A 14689-nucleotide genomic window follows, 5' to 3' on the forward strand; every position below is an offset into this window, starting at 1 on the left:
TGCTGCCCGCGACCGCTTCGAGAGGTCTTCACACAAGCGCCGTCAACTCAAGCTCGGTCAACTCAAGCTCGGTCAACTCAAGCTTGGTCAACTTCGGCGCACTGACCATGCAGTATCAGTTTTCAGGCACTGCGATAGCCGTTGGGGTTGCGTGACTGCCAACGCCAGCTGTCGGCCATCATGCGGTCGAGACCCAGCTCGGCCTTCCACTTCAGCTCGTTGAAGGCCTTGTCCGGCTCTGCCCAGCACTCGGCGATATCACCGGCGCGACGCGGTGCAATGCGATACGGCACCGGACGACCGCTGGCCTTCTCGAATGCCTTGACCATGTCCAGCACGCTGTAGCCGGTACCGGTGCCCAGGTTGTAGGTGTGAACGCCATCCCGCGCATCACCGGCCAGGTAGTCCAGCGCCTTGAGGTGGCCATCGGCCAGGTCGACGACGTGGATGTAGTCGCGCACCCCGGTGCCATCCGGCGTCGGGTAGTCATCACCGAACACGGCCAGTTCCTCGAGGCGGCCCACGGCGACCTGGCTGATATACGGCACCAGGTTGTTGGGAATGCCGTTGGGGTCTTCACCGATGGTGCCGGATTCGTGGGCGCCCACCGGGTTGAAGTAGCGCAGCAGCGCGATGCGCCAGCTGTCATCCGCGACGGCCAGGTCGCGCAGCACTTCCTCGACCATCAGCTTGGAGCGGCCATAGGGGTTGGTCGCGGAGGTCGGGAAGTCTTCACGGATCGGCGTGGAGGCCGGATCGCCATACACGGTGGCGGAGGAAGAGAACACGATACGCTTGACGCCGGCACGCGCCATGGCGTCACACAGCACCAAGGTGCCGTTGACGTTGTTGTCGTAGTAGGCCAGCGGCTTGGCGACGCTCTCGCCGACCGCCTTGAGCCCGGCGAAGTGGACCACGGCCTCGATATCGTGACGCTCGAACAGGCTGTCGAGCAGCGCGCCGTTGCGGATATCCCCTTCGACGAACGGCACTTCGCGCCCGGCAAGCGTCGCCACACGCGCAAGAGAGGCTTCACTGGCATTGGACAGGTTGTCCAGCACCAGCACCTGATGGCCGGCCTCCATGAGCGCCAATACCGTATGAGAGCCGATGTAGCCTGCACCACCCGTGACCAGAATCATCAATCATCTTCCTTGTGAAAGTAACGCGACAGTGGGCCACGCAGTTGTCCTGCGCTGGCCCTGTTCATGGCTGCTAACCCTACCTTCCAGCCCTTGCGCTCACAAGTCCACAGCCAACGACAGCGTCTGTCGCCAGACAGCAACCTGACCCGTGCAAGATGGCGTCACACTGGGCCTGGCCCGAGGTGTGAGCGCCTCGGATCAAGCGTCGCGCTTGCGCGGCGTCAAGATTTCACTTGCCGGAGTTTCAAAACAGGCAATGAAGGCTATTGAGCCGCGCCGCAATGCTGAGACAATGGCCGCGCCTTGCCGCCTGAGCGCCCGGCTGATCGACTCGCGAGCGACTTTCCGACAAGGCAGGCAACATGACACGTCGTGCACGTCACCCCGGCCGCGGGAACATGCGCGACATGTAATGAATAACACCAACACGACAACTCGCCATCACCTACCATGACCCATACCAACAACACGATGACCACCATGATGAGGAAGCCAGTCGCCGACCGGCTTCTCTGGAGTCGACATGCCTGAGCAATCTCCCGATCACGTCGCTGATCAATCCACTACGCCGCCACAAGCGCCACTCGCGGCGCGCATCGGCCTGATACTCGGACCCCTCCTGTTGCTGCTGACCTGGCTGACACCGGCACCGGGTGACATGCCGGACAGCGCCTGGCTCTGCGTCGGCCTGGCCCTGCTGATGGCCACCTGGTGGGCCACCGAGGCCCTGCCGATTCCGGTGACCTCGCTGCTGCCCATCGTGCTGGTGCCGGCGCTTGGCATCGACGACATCAAGAGCACCACCGCCGCCTATGCCAACCCGACCATCTACCTGTTCCTCGGTGGCTTCCTGCTCGGGATCGCCATGCAGCGCTGGGACCTGCATCGCCGCGTGGCCCTGCATACGCTGAAGCTTGCCGGTCACTCGCCGCGCCGCCAGATCGCCGGCTTCATGATCGCCACCGGCTTCATCAGCATGTGGGTGTCCAACACCGCCACCAGCATCATGATGCTGCCCATCGGCATGTCAGTGGTCAGCCTGATGTCCAGTGGTCAGGACGAGCGCGACAGCAATGACCCGGAATTGAAGCGCTACGCCGCCGCCCTGCTGCTGGGCATCGCCTACTCCGCCAGCCTCGGTGGTATCGCGACCCTGATCGGCACACCGCCCAATGCCCTGCTGGCAGGCTACCTGTCCAGTGATCAAGGCATCGAGATCGGCTTCGCCCAGTGGATGGTCGTCGGCCTGCCGGTCGCCATCGCGATGTGCGCCATCACCTGGTGGTGGCTGACGCGCACGCCCTTCTCCTTCAAGTCCGAGACGGCAGACAGCGGCGAGATGATCAGCCGCGAGCTCAAGGCACTGGGCGCCATGAGCAGCGCCGAGAAACGTGTCGGCGTCGCCTTCCTGGTGGCTGCCCTGCTGTGGATGTTCCGTCCGCTGATCAATCAGATGGGCCTTGCCTGGCTGTCGGACACCGGCATCGCCATGGCCATTGGCGTGGGCCTGTTCGCCATTCCCTCCGGCACCTCACGCGGCCGCCGCCTGCTGGTGTGGGAAGACGCACGTGACCTGCCCTGGGGCGTGTTGCTGCTGTTCGGGGGTGGTCTGGCACTGGCCGGCGTGATCAAGAGCTCGGGTCTCGCCGAGTGGATCGCCGGCCAGCTGTCGATGTTCAGCGTGCTGCCGCTCATCGGCCTGGTCGCCATCGTGGTCGTGGTGATCATCTTCCTCACCGAGGTCACCTCCAATACCGCGACGGCAGCTGCCTTCCTGCCACTGCTGGGGGCACTGGCGCTGTCACTGGACATCGATCCGCTGCTGATCACCGTGCCGGCAGCCATCGCGGCCAGCTGTGCCTTCATGATGCCGGTGGCGACGCCGCCCAACGCCATCGTGTTCGCCACCGGCCACCTCAAGATCCAGACCATGATGCGCGCCGGCTTCTTCCTGAACCTGGCCGGTACCGTGGTCGTCACGCTGCTGGCCTATGGCCTGATCGTGGCACTGTGGGTGTAGAGGCAAGTGCTGGCGCGGGGCCTGGAGGAGAGCGAAGGTGCGAGCGAAGGTGAAAGTGAGGGTGAGAACGAGGGCGAGAACACAAGCGCCTGACGAGCTTCTCACCGTCTTTGAAGCCTGAGCCCTTGAAGCCTGAGCCCTTGAAGCCTGAGACATCGCAACCTGCAAGCCTCAGCCCCCCAAACGACAACGCCGGACTCCAATGGAGTCCGGCGTTGTCGTTCATGCCAGGCAGATTCTGCGACTTCTCCTCATGACACCTGCTGTCATGTTCAGAAGAAGCCGAGGAAGCCCTTGATGATCAGCGAGTTGGCGATATCGATCAGGAAACCACCCACCACCGGCACGATGATGAAGGCCAGACGCGACGGCCCGTGGTGCTGCGTGACCGCCTGCATGTTGGCGATCGCCGTCGGCGTGGCGCCCATGCCGAAACCACAGTTACCCGCGACCAGTACCGCAGCGTCATAGTTCTTGCCCATCAGGCGGAAGGTGACCTGGGTGGTGTAGAGGAACACCAGCGCGACCTGTGCCAGCAGGATGGCCAGAATCGGCAGTGCCAGATTGGCCAGATCCCAGAGCTTGAGCGTCATCAGCGCCAGCGCCAGGAAGATGGACAGGCTGATATTGCCCAGCACATCCACGGCGTGGGTATTGAGGTGCTTGTCGCCGAAGGCGCGCACCACGTTGCCGATGACGATACAGCTGAACAGCACCCACACGAAGGTCGGCAGCGAGAAGGCGGTGCCCGAGGTGAGTGACTGCAGCTGTTGGCCACAGACGACCCCGAGCAGCAGCATGAAGAGTGTCTTCAGGGCATTGGACGTATTCAGCGGATGCTGGACTTCCGTCTCGTCATATTCGGAATCGCTGACCTGGGCGTTGATGTCCTGCCCTTCGCGCTTCATGCGATTGATCAGGAAACGCGCCGTCGGCCCACCGATCAGGGAACCGAACACCAGCCCGAAGGTGGCACAGGCCATCGCGACTTCCATCGCGCCATTGATGCCATATTCGTCGGCGAAGACGTTGGCCCATGCCGCGCCGGTACCGTGGCCACCGGACATGGTGATGGAACCGCCGAGCAGACCCAGTACCGGATCAAGACCGAACAGACTGGCAACACCGACACCCAGCAGGTTCTGCAGGATGAGCAGACCGATGACCAGCGCGAGGAACAGCACCAGCTTGCTGCCGCCGGCACGAATCATGCGAACGTCGGCCGACAGGCCAACGGAGCCGAAGAACAGCAACATGAAGGGAGTCTGGAGACCGCCGAAGAACTGGAACTCGTAACCCAAGCCGCGCAGGCCGGTGACGATGATGGTAGCGATGAGGCCGCCGACCACAGGCTCGGGGATATTGAATTCGCGCAGCACGCGCACGCGCTCGACGATCAGATGGCCAACGACGAGGACAAGCGCCGCCAGCAACAGGGTGGTGATAGCATCAAGTTGAATCATGCGATACCGATGAGTAGTTGTGGGTTGTTCTAGCGGACCTCCTGAACGAGAGGTGCACTGGCGATGCCCGATCAGAGCAGGGATGGGGACGCATCCATTATCTCTTCAATCAGGGGATTTGCCTTTGCACCGCTTGGAATTGTTGTGTTCTCGAATCCGGTCTGCCACCAGATCGTTATCATTATGCGGGTGCAGCGATGATACGCAGGGTGGGCACCGGTGCAAGCCCGGATGTTGACTGAGCCGTCAACATCAGACAAAAGTCTATAGCGGCCTGGCGAGCATGACACGTATTTTCCACGCAAGCCTGCCCGCGTCAGCCCAGCAACGGCGGGCGTGAGCGCCAGCCGGGCAACTTCTGCCCTGCCACGAAACGCAAAGACCCCCGCTCTGATGAGCGAGGGTCTCGAGAGAGGCAAAAAAGCCCCTGATCAGTCACGCATGAGGCGTGTTGTCGTCAGACAGCGACCGGACCGGCCTCCTCGGCACGTTCCGCTTCGCTGCGTGCACTGCTTTCCAGGCCGCGATTGACCGCCGACAGCACGGCCTTGAGCGATGCGCTCACGGTATCGCCATCCTCGGCCATGCCGCAGACACGCTTGCCATCCAGGTTGAGCATCACGAAGGCCACCGCGACGGCATCGCTGCCTTCGCCGAGGGCGTGCTCACCGTAGTCCACCACGCTGACGGTGGAACCGGTGTGACGCTGCCAGGCATCCATGAAGGCGGAGATGGCACCGTTGCCTTCGCCGGCCAGCGCGATCTGCTCGCCCTTGTCATCGACCAGTGTCGCGGTGAGCTGCTCGGCCCCTTCGCGATCCAGACGATAGCCCTTGAGACTCAGCGGCGCTTCACGCTTGAAGCTGGCATCGAGAATCGCGCGAATCTGGTCGCTGGACAGCTCACCACTGACCTGCTCGCTGGCCTTCTGCACGTGCGGCGCAAGCTCGAGGCTCATCCAGCGCGGCAGGCTGATGCCATGATCGCGCTCGAGCAGGAAGGCCATGCCACCCTTGCCGGACTGACTGTTGACGCGGATCACCGCCTGGAAGTCGCGGCCCAGATCCTGCGGGTCGATGGGCAGATAGGCGACCTGCCACGGCTCGTCAGGCTGCTGCTTCTTGAGGCACTTGCGGATGGCGTCCTGGTGGCTGCCGGAGAAGGCGGTGTAGACCAGCTCGCCGACCCACGGGTGACGCGGGTGAACCGGCAGATTGGTGCACTCGGTGTAGACCTGGATGATCTCGTCCGGGTTGGAGAGATCCAGCTCCGGATCGATGCCCTGGCTGTAGAGGTTCATCGCCAGGGTGATCAGGTCCATGTTGCCGGTGCGCTCACCGTTGCCCAGCAAGGTGCCTTCGATGCGGTCAGCCCCGGCCAGCAGGCCAAGTTCGGCGGCAGCGGCGGCGCCACCTCGGTCGTTGTGGGTGTGCAGCGAGATGATCGCGCAGTCACGACGGCTCAGGTGCTTGATGAAGTACTCGACCTGGTCGGCGAAGTGATTGGCCGGGCCCACTTCCACCGTGGCCGGCAGGTTGAGGATGCAGCGTTTTTCCGGCGTCGGCTGCCAGACATCCATCACCGCCTCACACACCTCGACGGCGTAATCCATCTCGGTGGAGGTGAAGCTCTCCGGCGAGTACTGGAACACCCAGTTGGTGTCCGGATAGCGCTCGGCGTAGTCCTTGACCAGCTGCGCACCCTCGACGGCGATGGCCTTGATGCCGTCACGGTCCATCTCGAACACCCGCTCACGCTGCACGGTGGAGGTGGAGTTGTAGACGTGAACGACGGCATCACGCGCACCGACCAGCGATTCGAAGGTACGCGCGATCAGATGTTCACGCGCCTGCACCAGCACCTGGATGCTGACGCCTTCCGGGACCTGATCTTCCTCGATCAACCAGCGCACGAAGTCGAAATCGAGCTGACTGGCGGAGGGGAAACCGACTTCGATCTCCTTGAGGCCGATCTTGACCAGCAGCTTCCACATCAGCTTCTTCTGCTCGACCGTCATCGGCTCGAGCAGCGCCTGATTGCCATCACGCAGGTCGACACTCGCCCATAGCGGCGCCTGGGTCACGGTACGCGACGGCCACTGGCGGTCGGTCAGTGCAACAGGGGTCACGGGGCGATATTTGGTGTGGTCGAAGGCAGCACTTGGCGTGGATGCAGCAGTCATGGTCGTGTCCTTGGCGGTCTGGGTGCGAAAAACCGGCAATCGAGGCCCGATACGGGAGATCGATGGCACCTTTCGCACTCAACAGTGTCCCAATCGGGGCGCCTGAGTAAATGTGAGATGACGAAGGCGTGAAGGCCTTGCATCCGAAAGCTTGCCGTCAGCAGGGCAAGCAAGCAAGTCGGGGGCAGCGTAACGTCACTGCCCGCCGCAAGCTCCGGGACCGGATCACGGTCTCCAGCGCGGAGAGAAGGACGGTGGGATCACCACCAGAGCCGTTTCGGCAGCCTCGCTTCGATCAGAAGTCGACTGCGTTCCGCGTTCACCGGTTGCAAGAGGCGTGTTGCCAGCGCCGGTGGCTCATCCTGCTCAGGTCTGTCGTTCGCGCCGTGCGTCGTGTCATGCGACAGCCACGACCCGAGCGGGCGTCTTCATCGCTGAGCAGTGATTACAGTATATGCCGCATATCAGGGCGGACGATTGCGAAAACCACATGACATCGCCATCATAAAAGCAGATTATTTCACCATTCACATCTTCACCGCCAATGGATTGCGAAAATGAGCCAGAATATTCCTCTCCCGACACTGGACCGCTTCGACCGTCGCATTCTTGACGAGCTTCAGCACTCGGGTCGCATCAGCAATCAGGAACTCGCGGAGCGCATTGGCCTGTCCCCGTCGCCCTGCCTGCGCCGTGTCCGTGCGCTGGAAGAAAGCGGCATGATCACCGGCTACCGCGCCCAGATAGATGCCCGCAAGCTGGGACTCAGCCTGATGGCGCTGCTGCATATCTCGATGGACCGCCACACCCCGGAGCGCTTCACCAACTTCGAGGACACCATCGCCTCGCTGCCCCAGGTGATGGAATGCCTGCTGATCACCGGCCAGGAAGCCGACTACCAGCTCAAGGTGGTGGTCAAGGACATGGATGACTATCACGACCTGCTGCTCAAGCAGATCACGCGGATCGAGGGGGTGACCGGCGTGCATTCAAGCTTCGTGCTGCGTCAGGTGATCGATCACCAGCGCGTCCCGACGACCTCCTGAACCTGACTGTCTGAATCAAGCCTTCAGCAACACGAAAGCCCCGCCGGCTATCACCGGCGGGGCTTTCGTGTTGATGAGGATGCCATCGTGATCACGCCCTGATCAGGGCGTGCCGGAATGGGTGGATCACTCGGCGCCGATGATGCCGCGGCGGATCTGGTCTTCCTCGATGGATTCGAACAGCGCCTTGAAGTTGCCCTCGCCGAAGCCATCGTTGCCCTTGCGCTGGATGATCTCGAAGAAGATCGGTCCGATCACCGTCTCGGTGAAGATCTGCAACAGAATGCCCTCCCCCGGCGCGCCATCGACCAGCAGATTCAATGCCTTGAGGTCCTCGACATTCTCTTCATGGTTGGGCACCCGCGCATCGACCTTCTCATAATAGGTGGCCGGCGTGGTCAGGAAGGTGACGCCATTGGCCTTGAGCGCCTTGACGGTGGCATGGATATCATCCGTCGCCATCGCCAGATGCTGGATACCCTCGCCATGGTATTCGCGGATGAATTCCGCGATCTGGGAGTCATCATCCGCTGACTCGTTGATGGGAATGTGCATCTTGCCGCAGGGCGCCGTCATCGCGCGCGAGAAGAGCCCGGTCATCTTGCCTTCGATATCGAAATAGCGGATCTCGCGGAAGTTGGCGATACGCGCATAGAAGTCGGCCCACACATCCATCTGGCCACGCCCGACATTGTGGGTCAGGTGATCCAGCGTATGCAGGCCGACGCTGTTGGCATTCTCGATTGCGCCGTCGATGGCGACGAAGTCGGTATCGTAGATCGAGCGCTCGCGGTGATGGTCCACGAAGTACAGCACCGAACCGCCGATGCCTTGCACCGCCGGGATGCCCACCTCGCCCGGCCCGACCGGATGCTCGACGCTGCGCGCACCGTGCGCCAGGGCGTAGCGATGCGCCTGCTCGGCATCCGCCACGCGCCAGGCCATCGCACAGGCACTCGGGCCGTGAATCGCCGCGAATTCCGCCGCCGGGCTGTTCGGCTCGGCGTTGAGCACCACATTGATGCCGTGCTGCTGAAACAGGAACACCTGCTTGGAGCGATGGCGACGGGTCTCGGTAAATCCGAGCTGGTTGAACAACTTGCGCAGGGCATCGATGCCGGCCGCATCCGGGGCCGTGAATTCGACGAACTCGAAGCCGTCCGTGCCGATGGGATTGTGCTGTTCGATACGCGCCGGTGCATTCATGAGAGGCTCCTGAGTCAGGCTGCCGACAGGGCAGGCAAGGTAAAGAAAAGGCGGGCAACATCCTTCACGACAGGCGAACACGTCGCGCGCATCACCTGTCGTGTCCCGATTCCGTTATCGGAAATCTATGCCTTGCCTGCCGCCCTGCCCATTCGCCTTGCGCCTGCTTTGGTGCCGTGTCCGGCCTCTTCCCACGCCAGACATGTAACGAAACCCTGCCATGGCGCTGACGGCCATCTCGACACTGCCCACTCGGGGCGCTCCCACTGCCGCCAGCGCCTGACACTGCGTCATGCTTTCTTTACACCTATCGGCGCGTCACGCCTGCTGTTGCCTCTTGCCCGCCTTGCGTTGGCCGCTAGAGCCAGGCACCGCTGCCTAGCTGCCAGGCCACCCACAGCAGAATCGTGGCGATGAAGGCCTCGATGACCTGCCAGGCACGCGGACTGGTCAGACGTGGCGCCAGCCAACCGGCACATGCCACCAGACCGAAGAACCAGCCGAAGGAGGCCAGGCTCGCCCCGACGATGAAACTTTGCGGGGACGGCTGCTGCGCGCCGATCGCGCCCAGCATCACCAGCGTATCCAGATAGACCTGGGGATTGAGCAGCGTGACGGCCAAGGTTGCCGCCAGCACCTTGCCGAGATTGGCCTTGAGGGCGTTGCTCGCCGTCAGCTGGCCACCAGTGCGCATGCGCCCCAACGCCTTGAGTGCCTGCCAGAGCAGAAACGCCACCCCTCCCCAGCGGGCAATGCTCATCAACAGCGGCGATTGCTGCATCAGCGCGCCCAGCCCGAGCACGCCGGCGATGATCAGCACGCCATCACACAGCGCGCAGAGCCCCGCCACCCACCATTGATGCTCGCGCTTGAGCCCCTGTCCCAACACGAAGGCATTCTGCGCCCCGATGGCGATGATCAAGCCTGCGCCTACCCCTGCCCCATTGAAGAATGACCACCACATATCGCCTGTCCTTTCGTCGTGTCGTTGCCGTGACTGACGATGTCTGCCACGGCTGTCAGTGCTGAGGCAGGCAGAGTACGCTAGGATGAACCCATCAAGGAAATTGATTCAGGGAATGGATCATAAGGAATACTGATGCTGGACTATAAACTGCTGGAGGCGCTGGCGGCCGTCATCGATCAGGCGGGCTTTGAACGCGGGGCGCGAGCACTGGGACTGACGCAGTCGGCGGTCTCGCAGCGCATCAAGTTGCTGGAGGCACGGCTGGGGCAGCCGGTACTGGTGCGTACACCGCGCCTGGGGCCGACGCCGCTCGGGCGGCGCCTGCTCAATCATGTCCAGCAGGTGCGTCTGCTGGAGCATGATCTGCTCGACCAGATTCCCGCCCTCGGCGAGAGCGAGCAGCGACTGCGCATCGCCATCAATGCCGATTCGCTGGCCACCTGGTGGCCGACCGTCACCGGCAGTTTCTGTCGCGAGCGTGACCTGTTGCTGGACATGCTGGTGGAGGATCAGGAAGTGGCGCTCAGGCGCATGCGTGATGGAGAAGTCGCGGGCTGCATCTGTGCCACGCCGCGCCCGGTGCAGGGTGCACGCTCCCACCCGCTGGGCAGCATGCGTTATCGGGCGCTGGCCAGCCCGGACTTCGTGCAGCGCCATATCGCAAAGAAAGGCCATCCCATCCCGCCCATTCTGCCGGCCGAGACTCTGCGCAGCATGCCCGCCATCGTCTATGGCCGTGATGACCGCCTGCAGCACCGGCTGTTGTCGACCATGGGCTTCGATGAGCCCTTCCCTCACCATCTCTGCCCGTCGTCGGAAGGTTTCGTGCGTCTGGCCTTGAGCGGCATGGGCTACGGCATGATTCCCGAGCAGCAGGCGGCGCATCTGCTGGCCAGTGGTGAGCTGGTGGATATCGCGCCGAACCATGCCCTCGATGTACCGCTTTACTGGCATCACTGGCGCCACGGTGGCAGCACGCTGGACAAGCTCACCGATCACCTGCTGCGGGAATGTGCCACGGTATTGCGCCCGATGGCGGAGCAGGAGACGCCCCGCCCCGGCATGCTGTGAGAGTACGTGTCAGTCGTGCATCAGGCCCGGCAAAAAGGGGGCTCAGCCGCCCTGTTGCTCACGCACCAGCTGGGCCAGGAAGCGATCACAGGCCGCCAGCTGGCTGAGCTCGATGTACTCGTTGGCCTGATGCGCGACCCCGATGGAGCCTGGCCCGCAGACCACCGTCGGCCAGCCTTCGCTCTGGAACTGTCCCGCCTCCGTGGTGTACGCCACGGCCTCGCTGGCCCGCTCATCGCCCAGCAGACGCTGGCAGAGGCGAATGGCCGGGTCCCGATCGCCATGCCCGAGTGAAGGCACCGTTTCCACCGTGCGCTCACTGCGGATCGCCACTTCTGGCGCCCGCTCCCGATAGGGAGCGACCAGACGCTCGGCGTGGGCATCGATCTCCGCCAGCATCGCCTCGACATCCTCGCCCGGCAGATGGCGCAGCTCCCAGTCGAAGATGCACTCCCCGGCGGTGATGTTGACCGCCGTGCCGCCCTCGATACGCCCGACGTGCAGGCTGGCGTGGGGCACATCGAAGCGCTCGTCCAGATGGCCGCAGTCGATGCGCGCCTGCATGCGGTCCTCGATGAAGGTCACCATGCGCGCCGCCAGATGAATGGCGCTCACCCCCTGATAGACCAGGCTGGAATGCGACGGCTTGCCGGTCACCGTGGTGCGCAGATCGGTAATGCCCTTGTGGGCATCGACGATCGCCATCATGGTCGGCTCGCCCACCAGCACCGCCGCCGGACGCGGCAGGCGGTCACGCAGGCGTGCGATCATGCGCGGCGCCCCCAGACAGCCGATCTCCTCGTCATAGGAGAAGGCAAGAATCACCGGCTTTTTCAGCGTGCCCGCACGTTGGGCATTCACCAGCGCCGGCACCGCCGCCATGCAGCAGGCGATGAAGCCCTTCATGTCGGCGGAACCGCGCCCATGAAGGCGACCCTCGGCCTCACGCAGCGTGAAGGGATCACTGTCCCAGGCCTGACCCTCCACCGGCACCACATCGGTGTGCCCGGAGAGCACCACACCACCCTCGACCTCCGGCCCGATCACCGCCAGCAGATTGGCCTTGTCGCCGCCATCGTTGTGGATGACCTCGGCACTGACGCCGACCACTTCCAGGGCGTCGCGCAGGCAATGGATCAACGCCAGATTCGACTCGCGCGACACGGTATTGAAGCTGACCAGATGCGCCAGCCAGTCGCGGCTGTTGGGCCAGTCGGAGAAATCGGCGTGCTGCGGCATCAGGCTGGCGGTATTGGCGATGGGGGACGCTGAAGCGGACATGGGCATTCCTGTGCAGATACATCAGAGCGGAGAGCACCATACGCAGCGCGCTGGCCTCATATGCCCACCGGTATAGCGCAGCGCTTCTTCGACAACAAGGGCCTGGCTGCAACATCCGACTGGCAGGCACGCTTCAAAAAAGACGACGCCGCCACACCCGATGAAAGGGCGTGGCGGCGTCGTCTGTGGCGGCAGAACTCCGCTACGGGCGGGATTCAGGCCGTGATGGCATCAGGCGGCACGGCCGTTGCGCACCATGGCGTGGGGGTCGATGACGAATTTCTTGGCAGCGCCGCCATCGAAGTCCGCATAGCCCTGCGGGGCTTCTTCCAGACTGATGACCTGCACATTGACCGCATCGGCGATATTGACGCGCCCGAACAGGATCGCCTGCATCAGCGGGCGGTGATACTTCATCACCGGGCATTGGCCCGTGTGCAGCGAGTGGGACTTGGCCCAGCCCAGCCCGAAGCGCATCGACAGCGCCCCGACCTTGGCGGCCTCATCCTCGGCGCCCGGGTCTTCGGTGACATAAAGCCCGGGAATGCCGATCTGGCCGCCGGCACGCGTCAGCGCCATCGCCGAGTTGAGCACCGTGGCCGGCTGCTCGCGGCCGTGGTCACAACCACAGCCATGCGCCTCGAAGCCGACGCAGTCAACGAAGCAATCCACTTCGCGCTCGCCGAGAATCACCTCGACCTTGTCTTCCATCGAGCCTTCCTGACGCAGATCGATGGTCTCGCAGCCGAAGCTCTCGGCCTGCTGCAAACGCTCGGGGATCATGTCGCCGACGATGACACAGGCCGCCCCCAGCAGCTGGGCCGACACGGCCGCCGCCAGCCCGACCGGCCCGGCACCCGCGACATACACCGTGGAGCCCGGCCCGACACCCGCGGTCACACAGCCGTGGAAGCCGGTGGGGAAGATATCGGACAGCAACGTCAGGTCACGGATCTTCTCCATCGCCTGGTCGGCATCCGGGAACTTGAGCAGGTTGAAGTCGGCATAGGGCACCATGACGTAATCTGTCTGACCGCCAGTCCAGCCGCCCATGTCGACATAGCCGTAGGCCGCGCCGGGACGCGCCGGATTGACGTTCAGACAGATCCCCGTCTTGCCTTCCTTGCAGTTGCGGCAGCGGCCGCAGGCAATGTTGAAGGGGACCGAGACGATGTCACCGACCTTGATGAATTCCACATCGCGCCCGGCCTCGACGACCAGGCCGGTGATCTCGTGGCCCAGCACCAGGCCCTGCGGCGCCGTGGTGCGGCCACGCACCATGTGCTGATCACTGCCGCAGATATTGGTCGAGACGACCTTGAGAATGACCCCGTGTTCACACTTGCGATTTCCCAGCGCCAGGGTCGGATAGTCCAGTGATTCGACGCTCACCTTCCCCGCTCCCTGGTATACGACTCCGCGATTGGCATTGGCTGACATGACGTGCTCCTGGCTGGCATGGGGTTTGGCACGTGGCCGGCGACAGGCAGACAAGCTGGCTTGCGCCGCCCGTCTCTTTTCCTGCATCGGCCACCAGCCCTCGGTCGGTGGCGTCCAACCGGTAGGGCTTATGCAGACTAGGTCAGTTGTCACAGGTTGGCTGTCCAGATGAGGCATCGACATGCCTAAATGAGACAGTTCACGACCAAAGTGTCACTTCGGCTGCCCGCAAGCCCACTCGCCAGTGCCCCCGCGCCTCTGCTGTTGGCGGCAGGCGACAACCAGCGTCGATGCATCTCGACACTTGAAGCACGCGCCCATACCCCCCAGTACTGATGTCAGCGTCATCTTGACGACAGATATTGCGACCCGAGCCCGTTTACGACAGCTTTGAAAGACACTTCAAGGAGAGATCATGACCCTGACATCCAACGCCCTGCGCAATTCCTGCATGACCCTGGCCCTCGTCGGCTCCGCCTTCATCGCCGGTTGCGGCAACACCAGCGTGATCGAGAAGCAGGACACGCGCTATGAAGTCAGCGCCGTCGATGAAGACCGCGATGATGCCATCGCGCAGGTCAAGGAACGCGCGCTCGAGGTGTGTGAAGAGCAGGACCGCGACAAGTACGATGTGCTCGACTCGCGCGTCTTCGGCCCGCACGACGCCACCGCCAAGGCCGCCGATGGCAATGACCAACTGGAAGGTGGCACCGTCAATGAAGACACCGAAATGGCTGCCGCCACCCATGAAGGCGAAGGCTACAAGGTCGTCTGGACCGTGCGCTGCCGCTGAGGCGTTCCCCCGTCAGGTAGCGTGACCTGACAGCGCGATCGAACGCGAAAGCGAAAGCCGCAACGACGGTGAAAG

The 14689-nt window shown here is 63.2% G+C and carries 11 protein-coding genes; 4 read left to right on the plus strand and 7 right to left on the minus strand.

Annotated elements, in window-relative coordinates; translation table 11 throughout:
* Positions 1-122: 122 nt before the first annotated feature.
* Positions 123-1145: a UDP-glucose 4-epimerase GalE gene (galE, locus tag QD208_RS05585; RefSeq protein ID WP_054555473.1), complete on the minus strand. Its 1023-nt coding sequence runs from the start codon at positions 1143-1145 to the stop codon at positions 123-125.
* A 523-nt stretch (positions 1146-1668) separates the two neighbouring features.
* Between galE and QD208_RS05590 the strand changes: the two genes are divergently transcribed.
* Positions 1669-3165 carry an SLC13 family permease gene (locus QD208_RS05590; protein WP_054555474.1) on the plus strand — a complete coding sequence of 499 codons (1497 nt, stop codon included), beginning with the start codon at positions 1669-1671 and terminating at the stop codon, positions 3163-3165.
* Positions 3166-3437: 272 nt separating this feature from the next.
* On the opposite strand, the gene gltS is transcribed toward QD208_RS05590, so the two are convergent.
* Complete coding sequence (gltS, locus tag QD208_RS05595) at positions 3438-4628, minus strand: sodium/glutamate symporter (RefSeq protein ID WP_043331271.1); 1191 nt, start codon at positions 4626-4628, stop codon at positions 3438-3440.
* Positions 4629-5085: 457 nt separating this feature from the next.
* Entirely contained in the window at positions 5086-6810 is a 1725-nt protein-coding gene (locus QD208_RS05600) for a 2-isopropylmalate synthase (RefSeq protein ID WP_043331272.1), read from the minus strand.
* A gap of 557 nt (positions 6811-7367) precedes the next feature.
* On the opposite strand from QD208_RS05600, the gene QD208_RS05605 reads away from it, so the two are divergent.
* Complete coding sequence (locus QD208_RS05605; RefSeq protein ID WP_043331273.1) at positions 7368-7856, plus strand: Lrp/AsnC family transcriptional regulator; 489 nt, start codon at positions 7368-7370, stop codon at positions 7854-7856.
* A gap of 126 nt (positions 7857-7982) precedes the next feature.
* Here QD208_RS05605 and hppD read toward each other — a convergent pair whose 3' ends face one another.
* Complete coding sequence (hppD, locus tag QD208_RS05610; protein WP_153636268.1) at positions 7983-9062, minus strand: 4-hydroxyphenylpyruvate dioxygenase; 1080 nt, start codon at positions 9060-9062, stop codon at positions 7983-7985.
* 358 nt (positions 9063-9420) lie between these two features.
* Positions 9421-10026, minus strand: a complete 606-nt coding sequence (locus tag QD208_RS05615; RefSeq protein WP_043331275.1) for a LysE/ArgO family amino acid transporter — start codon at positions 10024-10026, stop codon at positions 9421-9423.
* Positions 10027-10161: 135 nt separating this feature from the next.
* Here QD208_RS05615 and QD208_RS05620 point away from each other — a divergent pair, with 135 nt between their 5' ends.
* Positions 10162-11100, plus strand: coding sequence for a LysR family transcriptional regulator ArgP (locus QD208_RS05620; RefSeq protein WP_153636269.1), 939 nt, complete (start codon positions 10162-10164; stop codon positions 11098-11100).
* A 42-nt stretch (positions 11101-11142) separates the two neighbouring features.
* On the opposite strand, the gene argE is transcribed toward QD208_RS05620, so the two are convergent.
* Both argE and fdhA read right to left on the minus strand, forming a co-directional pair.
* Positions 11143-12381: an acetylornithine deacetylase gene (gene argE, locus QD208_RS05625; RefSeq protein WP_242007671.1), complete on the minus strand. Its 1239-nt coding sequence runs from the start codon at positions 12379-12381 to the stop codon at positions 11143-11145.
* A 231-nt stretch (positions 12382-12612) separates the two neighbouring features.
* On the minus strand, positions 12613-13821 hold the full coding sequence (gene fdhA, locus QD208_RS05630; protein ID WP_153636270.1) for a formaldehyde dehydrogenase, glutathione-independent: 1209 nt from the start codon (positions 13819-13821) through the stop codon (positions 12613-12615).
* A 415-nt stretch (positions 13822-14236) separates the two neighbouring features.
* On the opposite strand from fdhA, the gene QD208_RS05635 reads away from it, so the two are divergent.
* A complete protein-coding gene (locus QD208_RS05635) occupies positions 14237-14614 on the plus strand; it encodes a hypothetical protein (RefSeq protein WP_043331278.1) in 378 nt (125 codons plus the stop codon).
* The last annotated feature ends 75 nt before the right edge of the window (positions 14615-14689 follow it).

Source organism: Cobetia sp. 29-18-1, assembly GCF_029846405.1.
Classification (GTDB): domain Bacteria; phylum Pseudomonadota; class Gammaproteobacteria; order Pseudomonadales; family Halomonadaceae; genus Cobetia; species Cobetia amphilecti.